The following is a 24,271-nucleotide window of genomic DNA, read 5'->3' on the forward strand; positions in this document are numbered from 1 at the left end:
TTGATTTGCGGGGTGCTGGTTCAAAGGGTGGCCGAAGGGCCGGTGACGTCAGGGGATTTCGGGCCGGTGACGTCAGTGCTTTCGGGCCGGTGACGTCACGGGACTTCGGGCACCGCCGGACGGAGGCAACCGGCGCGGTCTGACACGATGGTCGTATGCACGCGCGATACGGAGTCCCCCTGGGAATCGCGGCGGCTGGTGCCGCCGGTCTGTTGTACGCGGCGGGCTTCGAGGCCCGCTCCTTCCGCCTCCGCCGGGTCACGGTCCCGGTCCTGCCCTCGGGCATGCGCCCCCTGCGCGTGTTGCAGGTCTCCGACATCCACATGGTCAGCGGTCAGCGCAAGAAGCAGCGCTGGCTGCGCTCCCTGGCGGGCCTGCGCCCCGACTTCGTGATCAACACGGGTGACAACCTCTCCGACGCGGAGGGCATCCCGGAGGTCCTGGACGCACTCGGCCCCCTGATGGAGTTCCCGGGCGCGTACGTCTTCGGCTCCAACGACTACTACGGCCCGAGGTTCCGCAACCCCGCCCGCTACCTGTGGGAAAAGACGCAGGGCCGCCACGGCCTGAACGGCAACCCGCCGGCCGTCGGCGTGGCGCACATCCCGTGGGAGGACATGCGGGACGCCTTCGACGCGGCGGGCTGGCTGAACCTCACGAACACGCGCGGCACGCTCAAGATCGAGGGCGTCTCGCTGGAGCTGACGGGCCTGGACGACCCGCACATCAAGCGGGACCGCTACGAGCAGGTGGCCGGCGGCCCGTCGGACTCGGCCGACTTCTCCATGGGCGTGGTCCACGCGCCGTACCTGCGCACGCTGGACGCCTTCACGGCCGATGGCTATCCCTTGATCCTGGCCGGCCACACCCACGGCGGCCAGCTGTGCATCCCCTTCTACGGCGCCCTGGTCACCAACTGCGACCTGGACACGGACCGCGTGAAGGGCCTGTCCACGCACACAGCGGAGGGCCGTACGTCGCACCTGCACGTCTCGGCGGGCTGCGGCACGAACCGCTACACACCGGTACGGTTCGCATGCCCGCCGGAGGCGACGCTGCTGACGTTGGTGGGGCGAGAGTAGCGGGTGGACTAGCGGGGGATCTGCGGGCCCGTTAACCCACACAGCCCGCCCGCATCGCCCCCTATGTCCGTTTCTGTCAGCGTGGGGGCATGACCGCCCCGATACCCCGGGACATACCGGATCTCCCCGCGATTCCGGGCAAGCCCGCACTGAAGCCCTCCCCCGTCCCCGCCACGGCCGTCGTCACCCCGGTCCGCCGCCCGGCGGCCGCGGCCTTCCGCCTGCTGGTCGCCCTCACGGCGACCGTGGGCGTGACGCTCGAAGTACTCCTGGGCGACCCGTCCCGGACCCTCGGCTACTTCGCGATCCAGAGCAACATCCTCCTCGCGCTGGTCATGGCCCTCTCGGCCCGCCGCGCGTGGACGGCCAGCCGCCCGCTCCCAGGAGCCGTACTGGGCGCGACCCTGCTCTACGTCGTCATCGCGGCCCTGGTCCACCACCTGCTTCTGATGAACGAGGCGAGCCCCTTCTCCCTCACGGGCGAGGCAGCCGCCCCGACGGGCTGGCAGGCCCTCGCCCACCACACGCTCCACACGGTGACCCCGATCGCGGCGGTACTGGACTGGCTCCTGCTCACGGGCCCCGGCCGCCTGCACCTGCGCCAGGCCAGCACGTGGCTGCTCTACCCCCTGGCGTACCTGGCCTTCTCCCTCATCCGAGGCGAGCTGCTCCTCCCGGGCACCTCCGACCGCTACCTCTACCCCTTCCTGGACGTCGACCAGGACGGCTACAAGAAGGTCCTCGGCAACGCCCTCCTCCTGGGCCTCTCCTTCTACGCCCTGGCAATCCTCCTCGTGGCCCTCGACCACGCCCGCCCGAACCCTCTCCGCTACCCCTGGAAAACCGGATTTCGTCTCTAGCCACCAGTGGGCTAAAGTAAACGTCGTCGCCGCGACAGCAGCGACATCGGGGTGTAGCGCAGCTTGGCAGCGCGCTTCGTTCGGGACGAAGAGGTCGTGGGTTCAAATCCCGCCACCCCGACAGTGAGTACCAGGTCAGGGGCCTGATCCAGTGAGTGGATCAGGCCCCTGACGGGTTTCTGGAGATCGTTTTGGCCAGGTCGCGTCGCAGGTGCACGTGTGCTGTTCTGGAAGCAGCCGCAGGAGACAACACCGATGCGTCGCAGCCGGACTACCGCCTTCGTACCCACCCGGTCGCCCGCCCCCACCGGAGCGGGCGGGGGGTTGCTGCCCACGCGGGATCTCGCGGCCGCCTGGATCCTCGTCGTCCTGATCGCGGTGCCCGCCTGGGCGCTGACGATCGGACAGGCCCGGGACATGGGGGTCGAGCCCGGCACCATGGGGATGGCGCTGCCCCTGTTCCTGCTGCTCTGGGTGACGATGATGGCGGCCATGATGCTGCCGTCCATGGCACCGGTGGCCCTCACCTGGGTGCGGGGCATCGGACGGCAGTCCTCGGGCTGGACCCGGGCCGCCCGCTCCATCGAGTTCGTGGGCGGATATCTGTTGGTGTGGACGGCCTTCGGACTGCTCGCCTACGCGGCCCTGGCCTTCACCGGCGGCTTGGTGAACGACCATCCGACCACCGGACGCTGGATCGGCTCGATCGCCTTCCTGCTGGCCGGCCTGTACCAACTCGGCCCCCTCAAGCACGTCTGTCTACGGCACTGCCGCGACCCGCTGAGCCATCTGGTGCGCTACGCCGGCTTCCGGCGACCGGCCCGCGACCTGCGGGTGGGCGTCCACCACGGCGCCTACTGTGTCGGCTGCTGCGCCGGACTGATGGTCGTCCTCATTCCGCTCGGCGTGATGAACGTGGCGGCGATGGCCGGACTGGCCTTGGTGATCTTCATGGAGAAACTGTGGTCCCGGGGCTTGCTTCTCACCAGCGTCATGGGCGTCGCCTTCCTCGTCATGGCCCTGCTCGCCCCGTTCCAGGACTGGCTGCTGCCGGGGCTGCAGGGCTCGATGCCGTCAATGGACGGCATGTGATCAGCCCTGTACGTACCGGGTCACTGTTGCCGACGTGGTCCGGTTTCCCGACCGGGACGTGAGGTGCAAGCTGGAGGCGAGGCCACCCTCCCGATCCCGGGAGCGGGCTCGGGATACGCGGTCTCGCCACTCCGAGTGAGCTCTTTCGGGCTCGGCAGGAGGGAAGCGAGATGACAGAAAAGGCCACCACCGTTACGCGCTGGCACCTGGCCGGCGACTGGTTCGACGTGTGCAAGTGCGCCATACCCTGCCCCTGCACGTTCGCGCAGCCCCCGACCTACGGTGACTGCGAAGGCGTACTGGTCTGGCACATCCGGGAAGGCAACTTCGGCGACGTACAGCTCGACGATCTCAACGTCCTGATGCTCGGCTCCTTCGAGGGCAACCCGTGGGCCGGCACGCATACCGATCCGTACGCCGCGGTCTTCCTCGACGAACGCGCCGACGACCAGCAGCGGGCTGCACTCGGGGCCGTTTTCGGCGGTGAGGCGGGCGGATGGCCGGCACAGTTCGGGGAGATGTTCCACCCCGAGATGCGTGGCATGGACATCGCCCCCATCCACGTGGAGATCGACGAGGACCTTGCCACCTGGCGAGCGGAGATCCCAGGCCGTGTCACGGCGACCGCCGAGGCTCTCACCGGCCCGACCACCCCGAACGGCACACGCGTCCAGGTCCACAACGCCCCAGGCGCCGAAGTGGGGCCGGGCCAGATCGCCACGTGGGGCCGGGCCACCGTCGACCGCGCCGACGCATTCGGCTTCTCCTGGGAACGCTCCGGCAAATCGAGCAAGTACTTCCCATTCGACTGGAGCGGCCCTGACTGAAGAGACAGCGGGCGACGCCTCACGCGCAGCGGCGCCCGCGCGCCCTCGGAGCGCGACCTTCTCGATTGGTGTTCCGCTGTGGGAGCGCACCGAGCGCTTCCGCTGGAAGCAAGCGTCGAATTGATCTCGGCACATCTCAACGTCGTCAGGACAGCGCCCCGGCCAGCGTCCCCGCCACTGTGAGCGTGAGGAAGGCCGCGCCCCAGGCCATCGCCCGGCGTGTGCAGCGGTACTTGAGCCGGGCGGTGCGGGACAGGGCCTCCAACTGCGTCACGTCGGAGGAAGAGGAACAGGAGGCCTGGGGAGTGCGTCGGGGGGATACGGCCAGGCCGAGGAGGACGAGGGACGGGGCGCAGGCGGCGCAGCCGGACCAGACCAGGAGTTGTGGGATCACGGCGTACTGGCCCGGCACGATGAGGCCGCCGGCGATCGCGCCGAGCAAGGCGGTCAGGGCCGCGCCCAGTGTCGCCAGCGTCAGTCCGGCCTTGCTGTCGGCCTTCGCGAGTTGCTCGCGGGCCTCGGTCAGGAGGTCTCGGGTGGGTTCCGCCGCGCGGTCGGGCCGCGTCCCGGTCTCGCGAGTCGATGTGGTCATGCCTCCCCCTCGCTGATCAGCGAGATTCCCGGGTACCCGGAAGTGGCTCTTCTAGTACGCGGCGTGGTGACAACTGGTACGCGGGGCTCAGGTGTTCCACGTCTCGTCGTACGGGTCGGACGGTGTCGGCACGGGTCTGGCGCTGGTGACTTCGAGGTACGGGATCGGGCCGTCGTTGACCGGGTCCTTGGTCCGGCGGGGTGTGTAACGGCCGGTGATCTCCAGCCAGGTGTCCGGGCTCAGGACCGGGGGGATGTCGCCGGTCAGGGCGATCTTGACCGGCTGGGCGTCCGCCGCGCAGCAGTTGAGGCCCATGCGGACCAGGTAGGGGGTGCCCGACCGGTCCAGGGTGACGAAGCCGGTGATCTTCAGGTCGCGGTCGCGGAGGGAGCGGCCGTCGTCGTACACCGCTCGGCCCGCGTAGTCGGCCACGCCGAGGCGGAGGGGTCCGCCGGCGGGGAGGTCCGGGAAGCCGAAGGGCTTCGTCAGGGCCGTGCCCGTGTGGGCCGCGCTGTAGGAGCCGAGGGCCGGCGGGGAGACCAGGATCAGGGCGAGGACGGGGAGGGTGAGGAGCCAGGAGATACGGGGCTCGTGGTGGTGGTGTTGCTGTTGCTCGCGTGCCCGGCGGCGTTCGTACCAGAGCGTCGCCACCGCTGTCGCGATCAGCACCACGCCCGCCAGCAGCACCAGCGGGCGCAGGCCCGCCTTGACGTAGCGCAGGTAGAGGTCGGTCAGGCCGGCGTGCAGGAGTGTCGCGCCGAGCAGGAAGAGGAGGGCCGTCTGGGCCAGGCGGTTCACAGCAGGACCGTTCCGGTCAGGGCCGACACGACGACGGCCAGGGCGAACGTCGCGGGGGCGAAGCGCAGGGCGAAGGCCCGGCCGAAGGTGCCCGCCTGCATCGCGAAGAGCTTCAGGTCGATCATCGGCCCCACGACCAGGAACGTCAGACGGGCCGTCAGCGAGAACTGGGTCAGGGACGCCGCCACGAACGCGTCCGCCTCCGAGCAGATGGACAGCAGGACGGCGAGCACCGCGAGGGCCAGCACCGAGAACACCGGGTTCCCGGCCGCCGCGCGCAGCCACTCCTCCGGCACGACCGCCTTCAGCGTCGCCGCGGCCATCGCACCGATCACCAGGAAACCACCCGCGTGCGTCACGTCGTGGCGCACCGAACCCCAGAAGGCCGCTCCCTTGCCCTGCCCCTCGTACGTCGGTCTGTCCGGCGGGCGCAGCCAGTCCGTGCGGCCGACGCGGTGCCAGAGCCAGCCCATCGCGCAGGCCACCAGCAGGCTCGCGACGAAGCGGGCCAGCACCATCTCCGGGTCGCCGGGGAAGGCCACGGCCGTCGCCGTCAGCACGATCGGGTTGATGGCGGGCGCCGAGAGGAGGAACGCCAGCGCCGCCGCCGGTGTGACCCCGCGGCGGACCAGCGCCCCCGCCACCGGCACCGACGCGCACTCGCAGCCCGGCAGGACCGCGCCCGCCACGCCCGCGACCGGGACGGCCAGGGCCGGGCGCTTCGGCAGGGCCCGGGCGAAGAAGGACGGCGGCACGAACACCGCGATCGCCGCCGACAGCAGCACGCCGAGCACCAGGAACGGCAGCGCCTGGACCATGACCGCGACGAACACCGTCATCCAGCTCTGCATCACCGGTGCGGACAGGGCCCCGCGGATCGGGCCCTGGAGCATCACCGCCGTGAGCAGGAAGAGAGTGAGCAGGAGGGGGGAGTTGAAGTGGCGGGCCTCGTCGGGGCTCGGTTGGCGGGCGTCGTCCGGGCTCGGGTGGCGGGCGTCGTCCGGGCCTGGGCCCTTGTCGGCGACCGGTTCGGTGGTCTCGTGTCCGACCGTCTCGTCGGTCTCCTGCGGGGCGGGGTTCGTGGTGGCCACGGGCCCGGTACCTCCGGTCGTGCGCACGGGCATTGCCTCCCCTTCTGTACGGCCGGGCCACGCCGGGCGTTCAGCCACCGCTGTTCCCTTCTGGAACCGGCCGTCCCGGTGAGGCAGTCTTCTCCCTTGTGGGGAGCGTTCCGAACCAAGGTCTGCCAGGTGATCCGGCCACGCACATGATCGTGTGCGGGGACGACGGGCTCGCGCACCGGCTGGCCGCCGAACTGCGAGGTGTGTACGGCGAGCAGGTCACGCTCGTGGTGCCGCCCTCGGGGCGCCGGGTGCGGCAGCCGGTGGTCGGCCGGGCCCGGGCCGCCTCGGCGGCCCTGCTCGACCGGGTCAGCGCGGCCGTCAACCGCACGGGCACGGCCGGCGCCGAACCGGCCGCGAACGAGCAGATCGTGGAGACCCCCGAGGTCACCGAGGCCGTACTCACCGACGTGGGCGCCGACCGGGCGGCCGCCCTGGCGCTCGTGTACGACGACGACGAGACCAACATCCGCGCCGCACTCACCGCCCGCCGGCTCAACCCCCGCCTCAGGCTCGTACTGCGGCTGTACAACCGGCGGTTGGGCCAGCACATCGAGGAACTGCTCGACCAGACGGCGGCGGTGGCCTCCGGCACGGGGCCGGGCACGGGCGGTGGACTGGACGCGTCGACGACCGTGCTGTCCGACGCCGACACGGCCGCTCCCGCGCTGGCCGCGACCGCCCTCGTCGGCACCAGCAAGGTCGTCCAGACCGAAGGGCTCGTCCTGCGTGCCGTGGAGCGGCAGCCGCCGCGGCCGGGCGAGGTGGCCGACCCCGGCCTGTGCACCCTGGCGCTGCTGTCCGCGACCAGCAACGACCCGGCCGGGGCGGACGGTTCGGAGGGCAGCGGGGAGCAGGGGCCGCAACTGCTGCCGGACGAGACGGCGGTGGCGTCGGCGACCGGGCGCGGGACCGTCGTCCTGGAGCAGGTGTCGTACTCCGGGCCGTCCCTGCCGACCGGGCGGGGCGGTGTGCCGCCGTTCGCCTCGCTGTTCTCACGCCGGCTGCGGTGGTCGCTGGCCGGTCTCGTGGGGTGTGTGCTCGCGCTCGCCGTCGCGTTGATGTTCGTGACCGGGGAGCATCCGCTGTACGCCACGTACGTCACGCTCCTCGACCTGTTCGGCATCAACGATCCCGCGTACCACAAGTCGACCGGGCGGCAGGTGCTGCAACTGCTGTCCGGGCTGGTCGGGTTGCTGCTGCTGCCGGTGCTGCTGGCCGCGGTGCTGGAGGCACTGGGCACGTTCCGCAGCGCGTCGGCGCTGCGGAAGCCGCCACGGGGGCTCGGCGGGCATGTGGTGCTGCTCGGGCTCGGCAAGATCGGCACGCGGGTGCTGACGCGGCTGCGGGAACTGCACATTCCCGTGGTGTGCGTCGAGTCCGATCCGGAGGCCAGGGGGATGGCCACGGCGCGGCGGCTGCGGGTGCCGGTGGTGCTCGGGGACGTCACGCAGGAGGGGGTGCTGGAGGCCGCGAAGATCCATCGGGCGCATGCGCTGCTGGCGTTGACCAGTGCGGACACGACGAATCTGGAGGCCGCGCTGTACGCCCGGTCCGTGCGGCCCGATCTGCGGGTCGTGCTGCGGCTGTACGACGACGACTTCGCGACCGCGGTGTACCGGACGCTGCGGGCCGCGCATCCCTTCGCCCTCACGCGGAGCCGGAGTGTGTCCCATCTGGCCGCGCCCGCGTTCGCCGGGGCGATGATGGGGCGGCAGATTCTGGGGGCGATTCCGGTCGAGCGGCGGGTGTTGCTGTTCGCGGAGGTGGATGTGGCCGGGCATCCGCAGTTGGAGGGGCGGACGGTGGGGCAGGCGTTCCGGGCGGGGGCCTGGCGGGTGCTGGCGCTCAACACGGCACCTCCTGGGGGGCGGCGGGGCGAGGGTGAGAGTCCGGAGGAGGAAGGGGCGCCGGCTTCGGGGCTGGTGTGGGATCTGCCTCCTACGTATGTGCTGGGGGCCGGTGATCGGGTGGTGCTGGCGGCTACGCGGCGGGGGTTGGCGGAGTTGCTGGGGCGGAGGCGGCGGGAGCGGGCGGGGGCGTGATCGCCGAGCGGTGGGCGAGGCGCGGAGTTGCGCAGCCCGGCGTTATGAGGTGCTCGGCGTCGGGGCTGGAGCCGGGGCGTGGCGCAACCCGGCGCAGCGGGGTGCCGCCCGCGCCCACCCGTGCCGCCCCAGCGGCACGACTGCCCGCGGGCTGGGACGGCTACGCACGGCGGGCGGCGCGGTTACTTCTTCAGGTGCCTCTCCGCGAACTCCAGTTCCAGCCTCACCTGCTTGATCCGTTCGTCCACCACCAGTGAGCCGTGCCCGGCGTCGTAGCGGTACACCTCGTGGACCGCGCCCCTCGCCTCCAGGCGCTTGACGTAGTTCTCGATCTGGCGGATCGGGCAGCGCGGGTCGTTGACGCCGGCCGAGATGTAGACCGGGGCCTTGACCCGGTCGACGTAGGTGAGGGGAGAGGAGGCCTCGAAGCGGTCGGGGACCTCCTCGGGGGTGCCGCCGAGGAGCGTGCGGTCCATCGCCTTCAGCGCTTCCATCTCGTCGTGGTACGCCGTGACGTAGTCGGCGACGGGGACCGCCGCGATGCCCAGGGACCACGCGTCGGGCTGGACGCCGAGGCCGAGGAGGGTGAGGTAGCCGCCCCAGGAACCGCCGGTCAGGACGAGGCGGTCGGGGTCCGCGAGGCCGGAGGTGACGGCCCATTCGCGGACCGCGGCGATGTCCTCCAGTTCGATGAGGCCCACGCGGTGCTTCAGGGCGTCCGTCCAGGCACGGCCGTAGCCCGTGGAGCCGCGGTAGTTGACACGGATCACCGCGTAGCCGTGGTCGACCCACGCCGCCGGGCCCGCCGCGAAGGAGTCGCTGTCGTGCCAGGTCGGGCCGCCGTGGATGTCGAAGACCGTGGGCAGCGGGCCGCTGCTGCCCTCGGGCTTCTGGACGAGTGCGTGGATGCGGCCGCCGGGGCCCTCCACCCACACGTCCTCCACCGGCACCGAGCCGGGCGACTTCATGCCGGGCGGGTCGAGCACGACACCGCCGGACGTGGAACGGACCGCCGACGGCTCGGCGGCCGAGGACCACAGGTACTCCACGCTGCCGTCGGGCCGGGCCGTGGCTCCGGACACCGTGCCGGGAGGGGTCGGGATCTCGGTCAGGGCGCGGCTCGCCAGGTCGTAGCGGAACAGCTCGCTTCGGGCCTCGAAGCTGTGCGCGATGAGCAGGCCGGTGCCGTCCGGGTACCACTCGGCGCTGACGTCGCCCGGCAGCTCCAGCGCCAGGTCCGTCTCCTCGCCGGAGGCGACGTCCCAGACCAGCGGCTCCCAGCGGCCCCGGCGCTGGTGGCCGATGAGGAGGCGGGTGTCGCCGTCGACGGGAGCGAAGCCGAGGACCTCCAGGCCGAGCTCGCGCGTACCGCCCTCGGTGTCGTCGAGGTCGGCGACCGGGGTGCCGTCGGTGCGCAGGACGCGCAGGGCGGAGTGCATGGCGTCGCCGTGCTCGGTGTGCTCGATGGCGATGAGCGAGCCGTCGTGGGAGAGGTCGCCGACACCGGCCGACTCGCGGTGGCGGTAGATCTCCACCGGCTCCTCGCCCGTGCGGACCAGGTGGATCGTCGTGCCGTCCTCGTCGGTCGAGCGGCCGATGACCGCCGTACGCCCGTCACGGCCGAGGGCGAGGCCCGCCGGGTAGGAGGCGTCCAGGCCCTCGGCGGCGAGCTCGTCCGCGCCGCCAGCGAAGGGCTGGCGGCGCCAGACGCCGAACTCGTCGCCGTCCTTGTCGTCGAACCACCAGATCCAGGCGCCGTCCGGGGACAGCACGCCGTCCGTCGTGCCGTTCGGCCGGTCCGTCACCTGGCGCTGCTCGCCCGTCTTCCGGTCCCAGGCGTACAGCTCGTACGTCCCCGTCGCGTTCGACACGAACAGGGAGCGGTCCGGCGCGTCCTCCGCCCAGTCGGGCAGGGACACCCGGGGCGCCCGGAAGCGCTTCTCCCAGTCCGGCATCCGCTCCTGCTGTGCCGCCCGTACCTCTTGCTCCTGCTGGTCCCGCTGATCCCGCGCGTCGGATCCGTTGCTCTCAGTCATGGCCCCATACTGCCCGCCCTCACCGACAATTCGCTGGCGAGGTCCTCAGCCTGTGGATAACCTCCACCGGTCCCCCTTCCCAGCAGGTCAGGAGACACCCCCTATGTACTCCCCCGCCCCGGCCGACTGGCACGAGGCCAACCGCGCCCACTGGGACGAGCGTGTCCCGCTGCACGCCGCGGGCGACTTCTACGACCTCGACTCCTTCCGCGCCGGCCAGGACCCCTTGCGCGACTTCGAACTCGCCGAGGTCGGCGACGTCTCCGGCCGCTCGCTGCTGCACCTCCAGTGCCATATCGGCCTCGACACCCTGTCTTGGGCCCGGCACGGCGCCGACCGCGTCGTCGGCCTCGACTTCTCCGAACCGGCGGTCGGCATCGCCCGCGACCTCGCCCGCGATCTCGGCCTCGGCCAGGACCGGGCCGCCTTCGTCGCGGCGGACGTGTACGACGCGGCCACCGCGGTTCCGGACCCGTCGTACGACATCGTCTACACCGGCGTCGGCGCGCTGTGCTGGCTGCCCGACATCGGGCGCTGGGCCGAGACGGCGGCCTCGCTGGTGGCACCCGGCGGGTTCCTGTACCTGTCCGAGTTCCACCCGCTCACCGACGTCCTCGACGACGAGACCGGCTCGCGGATCACGTACGACTACTTCGCCCGTGACGCCTGGATCGAGGAGAGGCCGGGGTCGTACGCGGCCGAGGGCACCGAGTTCGTCCACAACCGGCGCGTGGAGTGGCAGCACCCGGTCGGCGAGGTCGTCTCGGCGCTGGCGGCGGCCGGGCTGCGCATCGAGTTCCTGCACGAGCACGACGTCTCGCTGTTCCGGCGGTTCGGGTGCTTCGAGCGGCGGGACGGCTACTTCCGCTATCCGGCGGACCGGCCTCGGATCCCGCTGATGTACTCCGTCCGGGCCCGCAAGGACTGACGGCCGACCCCGCGGGCCGGGTCCGCCCGGCTGCCCCGTACCGTAAGGGTGTGTACCGGTTTCTGCTGACGCCCCGATGGTGGGGGATCAACGTCTTCGTGCTGTTGTCCATCCCCTTCTGCATCTTCATGGGGTCCTGGCAGCTGGGCCGGTTCGAGGACCGGGTGCAGGACCACCGCACGGCGACCGAGCAGGTTTCCGAGGCGCGGCACGAGGCGCCCCGGCCGCTCGGCGAGATGCTGCCGGTGACCAAGGCGACGTCCGGCAAGCTGGTCACCGCGACCGGCCGCTACGGCAAGCAGCTGCTGGTGCCCGGCCGGGAGCTCGACGGCAAGCAGGGCTTCTACGTCCTGACGCTGCTGCGTACCGACTCGGGCGAGGCGCTGCCGGTGGTACGGGGCTGGCTGCCCGGGGCCGCCGACGCCGCGAAGGCGCCCGCCGCGCCCACGGGTGAGGTCACGGTCACCGGGGCGCTCCAGGCGTCCGAGACGCCGGGTGACAACGGCGTCAGTGCGCAGGGCGGTCTGCCGTCCGGGCAGACCGGGGCGATCAGCGCGGCGTCCCTGGTGAATCTGGTGCCGTACGACGTGTACGACGCGTGGGTCACGTTGGCGAAGGGTGACTCGGGGATGAAGGCGGTGCCGGCGAGTGCGCCGCCGGACACGGGGCTGGACCTGAAGGCGTTCCAGAACCTCGGTTACACCGCCGAGTGGTTCGCCTTCGTGGGGTTCGTGATCTTCATGTGGTTCCGGTTGCTGCGGCGGGAAATCGAGTTCGCGCGGGATGCGGAGCTGGGGCTGGTGGCGGAAGAGGAGCAGCCTGTCGCTGCGGACGCCGGAGCGAAGTGACTCGGCGTCGCCGCTGAGGGCGGGTGGGTCCGCAGCCCGGCGGAGCGGGGTGCCGCTGCGCCCACCCGTGCCGCCCCTAGCGGCACGATTGCCCGCAGCGAGGCAGCTACGCGGCTACGACGCCGCCAGTACGCCCGTCCAGTAGACCGTGCCCGCGCACGCGTTGGTCACCGTCACCGAGGTCGCGCCCGAGCCGGTCGCCGGGGTGTACGTCACCGTCACGCTGCCGTCGGCCGTGCCGTCCTCCGTGGCCAGTTGCGGGGCCGTGCCCGTGTCGCCGCCGGTGGAGGTGCCGCCCGTGGTGCCGCTGTCCGGCGTCGGTGTGGGGTCGGGAGTGGGGTCGCCGGGGTCGCCCGGGTCGCCGCCGGGGGTGGGGCAGGTCTCCGTGGGGACCCACGCGAACTTCACGTCGTAGGCGACGCCCGGCGCGAGCACCAGCTGGGCGGCCTCCAGGGACGGGTCGGGGAGGCCGGCCGCCGCGTCCCCGGCCGTGTGCCGGACCGAACCGATCTTGGTGGCGTCGGCCGAACCCTGCGCCAGCGCGCTCACGTCGCCGGGGCCGGTGACCGTACAGCTCGCCGCGGAGACGTTGGTGACACGGAACGAGCCGTAGACCGCGCCGGTGGAGTCGGGGGCGACGCTGCTGCCGGAGGCGGGGCCGAGCTGGGCGGCGGTGCACGCCGGGATGCCGGCGGCGGTGGTGGAGGACGGGCCGACGCCCTGGGACGCGCCGGTCGAGGCGCCGCCGGTGGCCTTGCCTTCCTTCTCCTTCTCCTTCTTGTCGCCCTTGCCCTTGCCCTCGGTCTTGCCGGGGGAGCTGCCCGCGGTGCTCTCGCCGCCGTCCGGGCCCTTGCCCTGGCTGGAGCCGCCCTGGGTCTCGGAGGCGTGGCCGGCGACCGACGGGTTGGCGTCGGAGCCGGTGGAGTTGGAGACGTGCACCAGGGCGGGGATGGCCGTGCCGATGAACAGCGCGGCGGCGGCCATGCCGACGACGGCCTGCCGCTTGCGGGCCCGGCGCTGGGGCACCGCCTTCCGCAGATAGTCCAGGGTGCCGTCGCGCGGCTCCACCTCCTGCACCACCTGGTGCAGCATCGTGCGCAGGTCCAGCTCGTCCGAGTCGAACCCCTCGGGGCTCTGGTCGTCCAGGCCGTGGTTCACAGTTCCGTTCCCAGCGTGCGATTGCTTCGGATCTTGCCCGTGCAGCCTTGTCGGCTCGTGCCACTCGAAAGGTTCGTGCCGGTCGCGCCCGTCGCGGGGCACGCCGTTGCCGTCGCTCATGCCGGCGCCTCCATGGCCAGCCGGAGCGCCGCGATGCCGCGCGAGCCGTAGGCCTTGACCGAGCCCAGGGATATGCCGAGGGTCTCGGCGACCTGGGCCTCCGTCATGTCCGCGAAGTAGCGCAGCACCAGCACCTCGCGCTGGCGGCGCTGGAGGCCCTTCATCGCCTTGATGAGGGAGTCGCGCTCCAACTGGTCGTAGGCGCCTTCCTCGGCGCTCGCCATGTCGGGCATGGGCTTCGACAGCAGCTTGAGGCCGAGGATGCGGCGGCGCAGCGCGGAGCGCGACAGGTTGACGACCGTCTGCCGCAGGTAGGCCAGGGTCTTCTCGGGGTCGCGGACGCGCTTGCGGGCCGAGTGGACACGGATGAAGGCCTCCTGGACGACGTCCTCGCAGGAGGCCGTGTCGTCGAGGAGGAGGGCGGCGAGACCGAGCAGCGAGCGGTAGTGCGCCCGGTAGGTCTCGGTGAGGTGGTCGACGGTGGTCCCGGCCGCGACACCGTCCTCGGCGCCGTCACGCTGGTTCGGGATGCGGGCCGGCCGCGCTGCGGGCACGGGCGCGATCACCGGCATGCCACCGGCGGTACCGGGCATGCGGGGTCGTAGAGCCGCCGGACGGGGCGGTCGGAGGACCGTGCCGCGTGCCGCGCTGAAGTCGAGTACCTCTGCCACGTCTGTTGGACACGCTCCCCCCCGTGAGGGTTGTACGTGCCGGGCATCACTTTCACGCCGACCTTGGCCGTCGACGGTCTACCCGCGTCAGGCAGCACAACCGGTGGTGCCTCAAATGCCCTCATGCGTCCCGCTCTTCCCCTATGTCCATTTGTGAACGGGCGTCCCCACGCCCGGTTCCAGGCGTCCCCACGCCTGAATGCACGTCCCGCGGCCCGGAAGGGCGACCGCAAAGACGCTCCCCGCCCTCCGCGTGGTTGCGGAGGGCGGGGAGGTAAATCCTCGGATGCCGATGGGGTCCGGGACAAGTGGTCCGGACCATCGATCGGCTCACATGTCGTACACAGATCCTACAAACCGCCTATGACAGGCGGCGGGGGTTTCGGCGTGGCGAAACTTCCCGAAAACCCGGCGGCCACCACGCCGGCCCGTCGCGAAGGCCGACGACCACCCATCCGGCACACCACGAAAGATCGACGAGGCGTCGGCCCGGAGCGGTACGCGCTCGCGGAGGAGAGCCTGGCCGGCGGTCCGGCCCGGCTGGTGAACTCGGTGCCCGAGCAGGACGTTGGCCCGAGGACCGGGAGCCGGGCCGACGGCCATCACATCGGCCCGCCACGAAAGCCGGTGACCGCCGTCCGGCACGTCACGAAAGCTCGACACCCGCCGCCCGGCACGTCACCAAAGCTCGACACCCGCCATCCGCACGGCACCAAAGCTCAACGCCCGCCGCCCGGCACGTCACCAAAGCTCAACGCCCGCCATCCGGCACGTCACCAAAGCTCAACGCCCGCCGCCCGGCACGTCACCAAAGCTCGACGGCCGCCGCCCGGAACGTCAAGAAAGCTCGGCCGCCACCAGTTCGGCGATCTGGGCGGTGTTGAGCGCGGAGCCCTTGCGCAGGTTGTCCCCGCAGACGAACAGTTCGAGCGCCGTCGGGTCGTCCAGCGCCCGCCGCACCCGGCCTACCCACGTCGGGTCGGTGCCGACCACGTCGGCGGGGGTCGGGAACTCCCCCGCGGCCGGGTTGTCGAACAGCACGACCCCGGGCGCCGTGGCGAGGATCTCGCGGGCCTTGTCGACGGTGACCTCGCCCTCGAAGCGGGCGTGCACGGTCAGCGAGTGCGTGGTGATCACCGGTACGCGCACGCAGGTGACGGCCACGGGCAGGGCGGGCAGCCCGAGGATCTTGCGGGACTCGTCCCGGACCTTCAGCTCCTCCGACGACCAGCCGTCCTCGCGCGGCGACCCGGCCCACGGCACGACGTTCAGCGCGACCGGCTCCGGGAACGGCCCGGTGCCGTCCCCCACGGCCCGCCGTACGTCACCGGGACTGGTCCCCAGCTCCGTGCCGGCGACCAGGGACAACTGCTGCCGCAGCGTCGCCACGCCCGCGCGGCCGGCGCCGCTGACCGCCTGGTACGAGGAGACCACCAGCTCGCGCAGCCCGAACTCGGCGTGCAGCGCGCCCAGGGCGACGATCATGGAGAGCGTCGTGCAGCTGGGGTTGGCGATGATCCCGCGCGGGCGCATCCGCACGGCGTGCGGGTTGACCTCAGGCACCACGAGGGGCACCTCCGGGTCCATCCGGAACGTGCCGGAGTTGTCGACCACCACCGCGCCCTTGGCGGCGGCCAGGGGCGCCCACCGCTCGGCGACCTCGTCGGGGACGTCGAACATGGCGACGTCGACCCCGTCGAAGGCCTCCTCGGTGAGCGCCACGACCTCGGTCTCCTCGCCGCGCACGGACAGCTTGCGGCCGGCCGAGCGCGGGGAGGCGATCAGTCGGATCTCGCCCCAGACGTCCGCCCGCTGGGACAGGATCTGGAGCATGACCGTGCCGACGGCCCCGGTCGCTCCCACGACGGCGAGCGTCGGCCGTCCGGACCGGCCGGGCCCGTCGGCCCGTCGGAGGTCGGCCATCAGCGGCCGGTGCCTCCGTAGACGACGGCCTCGTCGCTGTCGGAGTCGAGCCCGAACGCGGTGTGCACGGCACGGACGGCCTCGGGCACGTCGTCGGCGCGCGTGACGACCGAGATACGGATCTCGGAGGTCGAGATCAGCTCGATGTTCACACCGGCGTCGGACAGCGCCTTGAAGAAGTCGGCCGTGACACCCGGGTTGGTCTTCATCCCGGCGCCGACGAGGGAGATCTTGCCGATCTGGTCGTCGTAGCGCAGGGAGTCGAAGCCGATGGTGCCCTTGTTCTTCTCCAGGGCGTCGATGGCCTTGCGGCCCTCGGCCTTGGGGAGCGTGAAGGAGATGTCCGTCAGCCCCGTGGAGGCGGCGGACACGTTCTGCACGATCATGTCGATGTTGATCTCGGCGTCCGAGATCGTCCGGAAGATCGCGGCCGCCTCGCCCGGCTTGTCCGGCACGCCGACGACCGTGACCTTGGCCTCGGAGGTGTCGTGCGCGACACCGGAGATGATGGCCTGCTCCACCTGCTTGTCCCCTTGCGTAATCGGCTCACTGCTGACCCACGTCCCCTGAAGTCCGCTGAAGCTGGACCGGACGTGGATCGGGATGTCGTACCGGCGGGCGTACTCCACGCAGCGGTGGAGCAGCACCTTCGACCCGGATGCCGCCAGCTCGAGCATGTCCTCGAGGGAGATCCAGTCGATCTTCCGGGCCTTCTTCACCACGCGCGGGTCGGCGGTGAACACGCCGTCGACGTCGGTGTAGATCTCGCACACATCGGCGCCGAGGGCGGCCGCGAGGGCCACCGCGGTGGTGTCGGAGCCGCCGCGGCCGAGCGTGGTGATGTCCTTGGTGTCCTGGCTGACGCCCTGGAAACCCGCCACGATCGCGATGTTGCCCTCGTCCACCGAGGTCTTGATCCGGCCCGGCGTGACGTCGATGATCCGGGCCTTGTTGTGGACCGAGTCGGTGATGACACCTGCCTGGCTGCCGGTGAACGACTGGGCCTCGTGGCCCAGCTTTTTGATCGCCATGGCCAGCAGTGCCATGGAGATCCGCTCTCCGGCGGTCAGCAGCATGTCGAGCTCGCGCCCGGCAGGCATCGGGGAAACCTGCTCGGCGAGATCGATCAGCTCGTCCGTCGTGTCGCCCATCGCGGAAACGACGGCAACCACCTGGTTGCCGTTCTGCTTCGCTTCCACGATCCGCTTGGCGACGCGCTTGATGCCCTCGGCATCGGCTACGGAGGAGCCTCCGTACTTCTGCACGACAAGGCCCACGTGCGCTCCTCGCTCAATCCGTCTCTATCCGCTCATACGCATTCGTACTGCGGTCGGCTCAGTCTAACGAGCGTCCGAAAAACCCCTCCGCGATATCGCATGGTGAGACTTCCCGGGGTACTCGTTCAGGTCTGCTCATGCCCATCTGGGCACAGGCCACGCGAGAAAGTGCCCGGCGTCACAATTGCACGCGCCCGCTCACGGTGGCTCAACTTTCAAGCACTAGGGTTCGCCTGTGCGCGTACTTCTGGTGGAAGACGATGAACCGGTCGCCGAGTCCCTCAGGCGGGGCCTGAAGCGCTACGGCTTCGAGGTGGAGTGGGTCACCACGGGCCGGGCGGCGCTGGACCACACCGGCCCCTACGACGTCGTCCTGCTGGACCTCGGCCTGCCCGACACCGACGGCCTGGACGTCTGCAAGACGCTGCGCGCACGCGGCGACGTCCCGATCATCGTGATCAGCGCCCGCAGCGACGAGACGGACCGGGTGGTGGGCCTGGAGATCGGCGCGGACGACTACGTCTCCAAGCCGTTCGGCGTCCGCGAGGTCATCGCCCGCATCCGGGCCGTCATGCGCCGCGCGCAGCCCCGCACCCCCGCCGCCGGGGCGCCCGGGAGCGGCTCCGACCGCTACGGCCCCCGCCTGACCGTCGACCGCAAGGCGGCCCGGGTGCGGCTCGACGGTGAGGAGGTGGCCCTCGCTCCCAAGGAGTACGACCTGCTGGCCTTCCTCACCGAGGAGCCCGGGGCGCTGATGTCGCGCGAGCAGATCATGGAAGCGGTCTGGGACGCGAACTGGTTCGGGCCCACGAAGACGCTGGACGTGCACGTGGCGGCGCTGCGGCGGAAACTCGCGGGCGCGATCACGATCGAGGCGGTGCGCGGGGTCGGCTTCCGGCTGGAGATCGTCGAGGACGGCGACGGCGACAAGGGCAGCGGCGGCGACGCGAGCACGGACAGCGCCGCCTCATGATCCGCCAGCTCGTCCGCAGCTACATCTTCCTCGTCGCGATCGCCATCGCCCTGTTCACGGTGCCGGTGGCCTTCTCCCTCACCTCCCAGCTGCGGGGCGACACCGAGGGATCCGTGCTGCGCGAGGCCGAGACCATGGCGCTGCTGCTGGCCAACGGCGACTCCACCTCGTGCGAGGCGCTCCAGAAGATGGCCACCGCGTACGCCGCCGAGACGCCCGGCGACGTCCAGGTGACCGGAGCTGCGGGCTGCGCACCGGACCTGCCCCGCCCGAGGCAGGACGCGGCCCTGACAGCGGCCCTCGACCGGAACGATGCCACGACCGACTGGGGCTCCTCCTTCATCTGGGGACCCGAGCTGGTGATCACGGTCCCCGCCCAGGCGGCCGCCGAGGACCGGGTCGTCGGTGCCGTGCGCATCGTGTACTCGACGGACGAGATGACCGACCGCCTGTGGACGATCTGGGGCTTCCGGGCGATCCTCGCGGTGCTGGTCCTCGTGGTTGCCGCCCTGCTCGGCGTGGGGGTGGCGCGGCGCCTCACCCGCCCGCTGCGCCAGCTCAACGACATGGCGAGCAAGTTCAGCGACGGCGACCTGACCGCCCGCTCTCCCGTGACGGGCCCGCCGGAGACCCAGACGCTGGCGCGCACCCTCAACCAGGGCGCGGAACGCCTGGACACGCTGGTCGCGGCCCAGCGCATCTTCGTGGCGGACGCCTCGCACCAGCTGCGCACGCCGCTCACGGCCCTGCGGCTGTCCCTGGACAACATCGCGGACGGTGTGGACGACGAGTTCGTACGGGAGGACGTGGAGCAGGCCACCGCCGAGGTCGTCCGGATGAATCGCCTGGTCAACGGCCTGCTGGTGCTGGCTCGGGCCGAGGCGAAGGTGACGGCCGCCGAGCCGCTCCCGCTGCTGGAAATTGTGCGGGAGCGGCTCGCCGTGTGGAGGCCGGCCGCCGACGAGCGCGGAGTCACCGTCGCGCTCAGGGGGAGTATCGACGGCCGGCCGTCTGTACTGTCCGGCCCCGGTCATCTGGACCAGATGCTGGACAACGTGCTCTCCAACGCCCTGGAGGTCTCACCGGACGGCGGGACGATCACCGTGCGGGTGGATCCCCGGGGCGATGTGGTGGGGGTGTCGGTCCTGGACGAGGGACCCGGCATGTCGGACGCCGAGAAGTCCCGCGCCTTCGACCGCTTCTGGCGCGGCCAGGGACTGACCGGGAAGGGCGGCTCCGGTCTCGGTCTCGCCGTCGTCAAGCAACTCGCGACGGACGACGGCGGGACCGTGGCTCTCACGGACGCGCCCGGGGGCGGTCTGTGCGTGACCATCACCCTCCGGTCGGTCAGCTCTCGGGCATCTTCGAGGAGTGGTGGTTGACGATCAGCCACTTGCCGTCGGCCTGCTTCTCGTAGGCGTACGTGTAGCGGGCCTTGACGGTGTTCTTCGCGCCCGTCTGGGGGTCGGTGAGCGCGAACTCGTACACACCGGTGTCGATGGCGGTGTCCCGGTCGAGAACATTGACGACCGACTCGACCTTCGTGCCGGCCGGCTTGTTCTGGAGGAAGTGCTCGAAGTAGTCGACGATCTCGGCTCTGTCCGTACGGACGTTGTTCGAGACGGTCGGCAGCAGGACGGCGTCCTTCGCGTACAGGCCGGCGACCTTGTGCGGGTCGCCGGTCTGCAGCGCCGCGTTCCACTGGTCGAAGAGTCCGAGCACCTGGGCCTTGGTGGCCGTCTTGGCGGACTTCTTCCCGGAGGCGCCGCGCGAGTCGGCTCCGGCGACTCCGGCGCCGACGGCGAAGGTGCCGGCGGCGAGGACGGCGACGGCGGTGGTGACGGCGACGCGCTTGCGTATGGACGGGGCCGCGAGGCGACGGGTCATCTTCATCTCCGGTGAGTTCGAGGGGAGTTGGTGAAGTGCCTCCAGACTCGCGTGTCACCGGTTAGGGGCCGTGCAGCTGTCGTACAGGGGACGGCCAGGACGGGGCCAACTCACTCAGGGTGAGGTGTCCGTCACGTCGAGGAGAGGCGCGAACTCCTCTCGGAGCTGCCGCACATAAGCGGTATCGCCGAGCACGCGTTCCCAGTCGGCGAGCAGGGGGACGAGCACCTGGCGGGCGCGCGCGGGGTCGTCCACCGCCCTCCAGAGGAACCGGACAAACCAGGTGCGGGAGGTCAGGGCGTACCTGTCCGTCGCCCCACGGCTGCGGATGCTGCTCTCCACGAGCTCGGCGTACATGGCCGTGGCGCCCGTGGTGTCACCCACCAGCCGCCTGGTCCATGCCAGTTGGAGCCGGAGCTGGAGGCAAACGGTGCTGTCCCGGCCCGTGGCGGCCACTGCCCTGGGGAGCAGCTGCTCGATGGCCTCGCGGGCCTGCGCCGCGTGCCGGTCGGGATCCTTCGCGGCCGCGTCCGCAAGCGCCGAGGCCCGGGCCGACCAGGCACGCAGAGCCGCGTAGGCGTCTTTGCCCAGCACGCGCTCTGCCTTCTTGGCGTTCCTCTCCGCGAGCGCCAGCCCGTCCCCCAGACGTCCCGCCCCCGAAAGCGCCCGGGCCAGCTCCGTCCTCGCCTCGAAGGTCCGTTCGTCCCGGCGCCCGAACACCCGCCTGTGGTCGGTCACGTTCCGTTCGAGTAACCCGATCTCGCGTTCTTTGTCACCGGCGACCCCGTACGACTGCGCCAGGTCCCTGCGCACACGGAGTGTGACCTCGCCACGAGGGCCGTACACGCGCTGCGCCGCCGCCAGGGCTCTTTTGTGGAACGCGATGGCGCGGGTGACGTCGAGATGGGTGTAGCTGAGCCCGCTCGACTCGAACAGCCAGACCTCGCCCTCCCCATCGTCCTCCGGTGCCACGTGCGAGGCCATCGCGTCGACATGGGTGAGCCACCTGAGCTCAGCGGCCATGTCGCGCGTCTTCGAACCGAGCAGCAGCTTGGCAGCACCGTGGGCGGATTCCACTCCCTCCGCCCGTGTCACCGCCTGCACCAGCCGGTGCACGGAGATCGTGCCGTCGTCGTGCAGCGAGATCATGCTGTACGCCGCCAGCCGCCGGACGGCGTCCGTCACCTCGACCGGGCTGCCCAACGGCTCCAGATACGCCCGCGGAATCCCTTCCGGCGCCCACCAGGCGATGATCCGCAGGATCGCTCCCGCCAGCGGCGTGTCCGAGAGCCGGTCGAGTGTCACACGCCAGACCCGGGCCACCGTGCGCTCACCGTCCGACCCCTCCGCCGACTGCGCGAACACCTCCTCGGGATACTCGGCCAGCAGCTCCCGGTAGCGCCCGGGGGCGATCCCGGCCTCGGCGCAGTAGGCCGCCGCCTGTTCCACGGCCAGGGGCAGACAGCCGAGTTCCCTGCACAGCTCGGTGACGTCCGGGTCCTCACCGTGACCGCTGATACGGCCGAACAGCTCGACGGCCTCGTCCAGTTGGAGGACGTCCAGCGACAGCGGCTCCGCGATGCCGTGCCACCCGGTCGCCCGCCGCGTGGTGATGAGGAAACGGCCGCCTGCCGCTCTGGCCAGGAGTGGCTTGACGTCGTTCGGGGACGTGACGTTGTCGAGCACGACCAGCCAGCCCTCGTGCGCCGCGAGCCACTGCACGGCCCGCTCCCGCAGCGCCTCCCGGGACTGTACGTCCCGCAGGGCGGGCCGCAGGGCGACGGCGAGGTCGGCGAGCCCGGCGTCGAGGTCGGCGGGGGTCTCGGCGTTGATCCACCACACCGGGTTGAAGACGTCGGTACGCCCTGCCGCCCAGCGCGCGGCGAGCGTCGACTTGCCGATGCCGCCCAGCCCGTGAACAGCCTGGACGACCACGCCACCGGTCGATCGCAAGGCCTCGTCGAGCAGGGCGAGTTCCCGGGTCCTCCCGACGAACAGGGCTGCCGCGTCGGGCAGGTTGGCCAGCCCCGGCGGCGCGACGTCGGGCAGGGTGAAGGCCTCCGGCGGCAGGGCGAACGACTTCTCGGTGTACATCCCGACCGCGCCGTCCCCGGAGAGCGCCTGGCGGATGCCGTGCCCGGCGGCGATGGAGCGGTCCCCGGAGGCCTCCGCCGAGGTGCTCATGTATCGCCCGTGGAGGCGGAACCGATGTCACCGCCCGCGGCGATGGAACGCTCGCCGGAGGCGGTGACGTTCCGAGGCTGCGGAGGCGTGGAAGAGGGCGGGGGCGGGGTCGAGGAGTTCGCCGGCGGGGCGGGTGCGGGGGTTCCCGCGCCGTCGCCGGTCGAGACGGTTCCGATGCTCCCGCCGGCGGCGACGGACCTCGTACCGCTCGCGTTCACCGCCGTACCAGAGGTACCAGCACCACCGGACGTACCGGACGTACCCGCCGAGCCCTGGAACCCCGCGTACACCGCGAGCGCCAGGCCGATCAACGCGGCGACGCCGCCGGACACACTGGCCCAGGGATCCGCCGCCTCCACGTCCAGGACGGCGCCGACGACGAGCCCCAGGGCCCCGGCGGCGCAGAGCCCGATGCCCGTCCACATCAATGCCTTCGACTGACCGGTCATACGGCCATCATCGCGCTCGGGGACGGGCTGTGGTGCGAAAAGCCGTGGAGGCGGGGGCGGTTACTTGGCCGGGCGCAGGCCCAGCGGGCCCGCGATCTCCTCCGCCATCACCCTGCCCGCCTCGATCTCCAGGGTGTCGTCGCCCATGTCCTGGTCCGTGTCGAGGCCGTCGAGTTCGGCCAGGGGCTGATTCAGGCGGACGTGGGCGAGGACCGACTGCAGGGCCCGGAGGGTCGCGGAGGCGGTGGAGCCCCAGTTGGAGAAGTAGGAGAACTGCCACCACCACAGGGCCTCCGTGGTGCGGCCCGCCCGGTAGTGGACCATGCCGTGTCGCAGGTCGGTGATGACGTCGGTGAGGTCGTCGGAGATCCGGGCCGGGACCGGAGCCTTGCGCGGCTCGTAGGGGTCGAAGACCTCGGAGTAGACGTCGACGGGGTCGAGGAGGCGGGCCAGGTTCTCGCGGAGTTCGTCGACGTCCGGCTCGGGGCCCGGGTCGGGCTCGTAGCGCTCGTCGGGCACGATGTCCTCGTGCGCGCCGAGACGGCCGCCGGCGAGGAGGAGCTGGGAGACCTCCAGGAGCAGGAAGGGGACCGCCGATTCCGGCTCGTCGCCCTTCGCGATCTCCGTGACGGCGACCAGGAAGCTCTCGACCTGGTCCGCGATCTGGACGGCGAAGTCGTCCGGGTTCTGGTCGGTCGCGTGCAGCGTGGCGTCAGACATCTAGGAGTCGTCTCCCCTCGAAGGCGCGACCGAGGGTCACCTCGTCCGCGTATTCCAGGTCGCCACCCACCGGGAGGCCGCTGGCCAGGCGGGTGACCTTCAGGCCCATGGGCTTGATCATGCGGGCGAGGTACGTGGCGGTCGCCTCGCCTTCGAGATTGGGGTCCGTGGCGAGGATGAGCTCCGTGACCGTGCCGTCGGCCAGGCGGGCCAGGAGTTCCCTGATCCGCAGGTCGTCCGGCCCCACCCCGTCGATCGGGCTGATCGCGCCGCCCAGGACGTGGTACCGGCCCCGGAACTCACGCGTGCGCTCGATCGCCACGACGTCCTTCGGCTCCTCGACCACGCAGATGACGGCGGGATCGCGGCGGGCGTCGCGGCAGATGTTGCACAGCTCCTCCTGCGCGACGTTGCCGCAGGTCGCGCAGAAGCGGACCTTCGCCTTGACCTCCATGAGGGCCTGGGCGAGCCGCCGTACGTCCGTGGGCTCCGCCTGCAGGATGTGGAAGGCGATCCGCTGGGCGCTCTTCGGACCGACGCCGGGCAGCCGCCCCAGCTCGTCGATCAGGTCCTGGACCACGCCTTCGTACAACGGACTGCCTTTCCTGGGTCATCGAGGTCGTTCGCGCCGTACGGCCTTCCCGTACGTACCGTAGTTGTCAGCCGCCTGTCCGAGGAAG

22 protein-coding genes and 1 tRNA gene are annotated in these 24,271 nt (G+C 71.4%); 10 read left to right on the plus strand and 13 right to left on the minus strand.

What is annotated here, in order from left to right; all coding sequences use genetic code 11:
* Window positions 1-155 precede the first annotated feature (155 nt).
* The 5 genes from MQE23_RS20135 (at window position 156) to MQE23_RS20155 (ending at window position 3,861) form a co-directional block, all read left to right on the plus strand.
* Window positions 156-1,082: a metallophosphoesterase gene (locus MQE23_RS20135; RefSeq protein WP_243379746.1), complete on the plus strand. Its 927-nt coding sequence runs from the start codon at window positions 156-158 to the stop codon at window positions 1,080-1,082.
* Between the two features lie 89 nt (window positions 1,083-1,171).
* On the plus strand, window positions 1,172-1,942 hold the full coding sequence (locus MQE23_RS20140) for a Pr6Pr family membrane protein (RefSeq protein WP_243379747.1): 771 nt from the start codon (window positions 1,172-1,174) through the stop codon (window positions 1,940-1,942).
* 47 nt (window positions 1,943-1,989) lie between these two features.
* Window positions 1,990-2,063: transfer RNA gene (locus tag MQE23_RS20145), tRNA-Pro, on the plus strand.
* Window positions 2,064-2,197: 134 nt separating this feature from the next.
* On the plus strand, window positions 2,198-3,034 hold the full coding sequence (locus MQE23_RS20150; protein ID WP_243379748.1) for a DUF2182 domain-containing protein: 837 nt from the start codon (window positions 2,198-2,200) through the stop codon (window positions 3,032-3,034).
* 170 nt (window positions 3,035-3,204) lie between these two features.
* Window positions 3,205-3,861, plus strand: coding sequence for a DUF1326 domain-containing protein (locus MQE23_RS20155; protein ID WP_020271798.1), 657 nt, complete (start codon window positions 3,205-3,207; stop codon window positions 3,859-3,861).
* A gap of 145 nt (window positions 3,862-4,006) precedes the next feature.
* Here MQE23_RS20155 and MQE23_RS20160 read toward each other — a convergent pair whose 3' ends face one another.
* The 3 genes from MQE23_RS20160 to MQE23_RS20170 all read right to left on the minus strand — a co-directional run bounded on the left by MQE23_RS20160 (window position 4,007) and on the right by MQE23_RS20170 (window position 6,342).
* On the minus strand, window positions 4,007-4,453 hold the full coding sequence (locus MQE23_RS20160) for a hypothetical protein (RefSeq protein WP_243379749.1): 447 nt from the start codon (window positions 4,451-4,453) through the stop codon (window positions 4,007-4,009).
* Window positions 4,454-4,540: 87 nt separating this feature from the next.
* Window positions 4,541-5,251: a TIGR03943 family protein gene (locus MQE23_RS20165; protein ID WP_020271796.1), complete on the minus strand. Its 711-nt coding sequence runs from the start codon at window positions 5,249-5,251 to the stop codon at window positions 4,541-4,543.
* Window positions 5,248-6,342, minus strand: a complete 1,095-nt coding sequence (locus MQE23_RS20170; protein ID WP_243379750.1) for a permease — start codon at window positions 6,340-6,342, stop codon at window positions 5,248-5,250. The genes MQE23_RS20165 and MQE23_RS20170 overlap by 4 nt, the downstream gene beginning before the upstream one ends.
* A gap of 176 nt (window positions 6,343-6,518) precedes the next feature.
* Here MQE23_RS20170 and MQE23_RS20175 point away from each other — a divergent pair, with 176 nt between their 5' ends.
* Window positions 6,519-8,417 carry an NAD-binding protein gene (locus MQE23_RS20175; protein ID WP_243379751.1) on the plus strand — a complete coding sequence of 633 codons (1,899 nt, stop codon included), beginning with the start codon at window positions 6,519-6,521 and terminating at the stop codon, window positions 8,415-8,417.
* Between the two features lie 182 nt (window positions 8,418-8,599).
* Here the strand turns inward: MQE23_RS20175 and MQE23_RS20180 are convergent, their stop codons facing one another.
* Window positions 8,600-10,453 carry a prolyl oligopeptidase family serine peptidase gene (locus MQE23_RS20180; protein WP_020273031.1) on the minus strand — a complete coding sequence of 618 codons (1,854 nt, stop codon included), beginning with the start codon at window positions 10,451-10,453 and terminating at the stop codon, window positions 8,600-8,602.
* A gap of 103 nt (window positions 10,454-10,556) precedes the next feature.
* Between MQE23_RS20180 and MQE23_RS20185 the strand changes: the two genes are divergently transcribed.
* Window positions 10,557-11,381: a class I SAM-dependent methyltransferase gene (locus MQE23_RS20185; RefSeq protein WP_020273032.1), complete on the plus strand. Its 825-nt coding sequence runs from the start codon at window positions 10,557-10,559 to the stop codon at window positions 11,379-11,381.
* 50 nt (window positions 11,382-11,431) lie between these two features.
* The gene (locus MQE23_RS20190; RefSeq protein WP_020273033.1) at window positions 11,432-12,229 is read left to right on the plus strand and encodes an SURF1 family protein; all 798 of its coding nucleotides are present in this window, start codon (window positions 11,432-11,434) and stop codon (window positions 12,227-12,229) included.
* 114 nt (window positions 12,230-12,343) lie between these two features.
* Here MQE23_RS20190 and MQE23_RS20195 read toward each other — a convergent pair whose 3' ends face one another.
* The 4 genes from MQE23_RS20195 to MQE23_RS20210 all read right to left on the minus strand — a co-directional run bounded on the left by MQE23_RS20195 (window position 12,344) and on the right by MQE23_RS20210 (window position 17,378).
* Window positions 12,344-13,387 carry a hypothetical protein gene (locus MQE23_RS20195; protein ID WP_347710139.1) on the minus strand — a complete coding sequence of 348 codons (1,044 nt, stop codon included), beginning with the start codon at window positions 13,385-13,387 and terminating at the stop codon, window positions 12,344-12,346.
* Between the two features lie 116 nt (window positions 13,388-13,503).
* The gene (locus MQE23_RS20200; RefSeq protein ID WP_010032008.1) at window positions 13,504-14,079 is read right to left on the minus strand and encodes a SigE family RNA polymerase sigma factor; all 576 of its coding nucleotides are present in this window, start codon (window positions 14,077-14,079) and stop codon (window positions 13,504-13,506) included.
* Between the two features lie 936 nt (window positions 14,080-15,015).
* Complete coding sequence (locus MQE23_RS20205) at window positions 15,016-16,101, minus strand: aspartate-semialdehyde dehydrogenase (protein ID WP_243379753.1); 1,086 nt, start codon at window positions 16,099-16,101, stop codon at window positions 15,016-15,018.
* Window positions 16,101-17,378: an aspartate kinase gene (locus MQE23_RS20210; protein WP_020273037.1), complete on the minus strand. Its 1,278-nt coding sequence runs from the start codon at window positions 17,376-17,378 to the stop codon at window positions 16,101-16,103. Before MQE23_RS20210 ends, MQE23_RS20205 begins: the two co-directional genes overlap by 1 nt.
* A gap of 235 nt (window positions 17,379-17,613) precedes the next feature.
* On the opposite strand from MQE23_RS20210, the gene MQE23_RS20215 reads away from it, so the two are divergent.
* Window positions 17,614-18,351 carry a response regulator transcription factor gene (locus tag MQE23_RS20215; protein WP_037669571.1) on the plus strand — a complete coding sequence of 246 codons (738 nt, stop codon included), beginning with the start codon at window positions 17,614-17,616 and terminating at the stop codon, window positions 18,349-18,351.
* On the plus strand, window positions 18,348-19,733 hold the full coding sequence (locus MQE23_RS20220; RefSeq protein ID WP_243379754.1) for a HAMP domain-containing sensor histidine kinase: 1,386 nt from the start codon (window positions 18,348-18,350) through the stop codon (window positions 19,731-19,733). The genes MQE23_RS20215 and MQE23_RS20220 overlap by 4 nt, the downstream gene beginning before the upstream one ends.
* Here the strand turns inward: MQE23_RS20220 and MQE23_RS20225 are convergent.
* From MQE23_RS20225 to recR, 5 genes are all read right to left on the minus strand, one after another.
* The gene (locus MQE23_RS20225) at window positions 19,699-20,238 is read right to left on the minus strand and encodes an SgcJ/EcaC family oxidoreductase (RefSeq protein WP_037669575.1); all 540 of its coding nucleotides are present in this window, start codon (window positions 20,236-20,238) and stop codon (window positions 19,699-19,701) included. The two genes, MQE23_RS20220 and MQE23_RS20225, sit on opposite strands and share 35 nt — an antisense overlap.
* Before the next feature lie 114 nt (window positions 20,239-20,352).
* Window positions 20,353-22,422, minus strand: coding sequence for an NB-ARC domain-containing protein (locus MQE23_RS20230; protein ID WP_243379755.1), 2,070 nt, complete (start codon window positions 22,420-22,422; stop codon window positions 20,353-20,355).
* Entirely contained in the window at window positions 22,419-22,871 is a 453-nt protein-coding gene (locus MQE23_RS20235; RefSeq protein WP_243379756.1) for a hypothetical protein, read from the minus strand. Before MQE23_RS20235 ends, MQE23_RS20230 begins: the two co-directional genes overlap by 4 nt.
* 60 nt (window positions 22,872-22,931) lie before the next feature.
* Window positions 22,932-23,591 (minus strand): DUF5063 domain-containing protein, encoded by a 660-nt coding sequence (locus MQE23_RS20240; RefSeq protein ID WP_020273043.1) that lies wholly within the window; start codon window positions 23,589-23,591, stop codon window positions 22,932-22,934.
* Complete coding sequence (recR, locus tag MQE23_RS20245; protein WP_030897911.1) at window positions 23,584-24,183, minus strand: recombination mediator RecR; 600 nt, start codon at window positions 24,181-24,183, stop codon at window positions 23,584-23,586. The genes MQE23_RS20240 and recR overlap by 8 nt, the downstream gene beginning before the upstream one ends.
* Window positions 24,184-24,271: the final 88 nt, after the last annotated feature.

The organism is Streptomyces sp. HP-A2021 (genome assembly GCF_022807935.1).
Classification (GTDB): domain Bacteria; phylum Actinomycetota; class Actinomycetes; order Streptomycetales; family Streptomycetaceae; genus Streptomyces; species Streptomyces afghaniensis.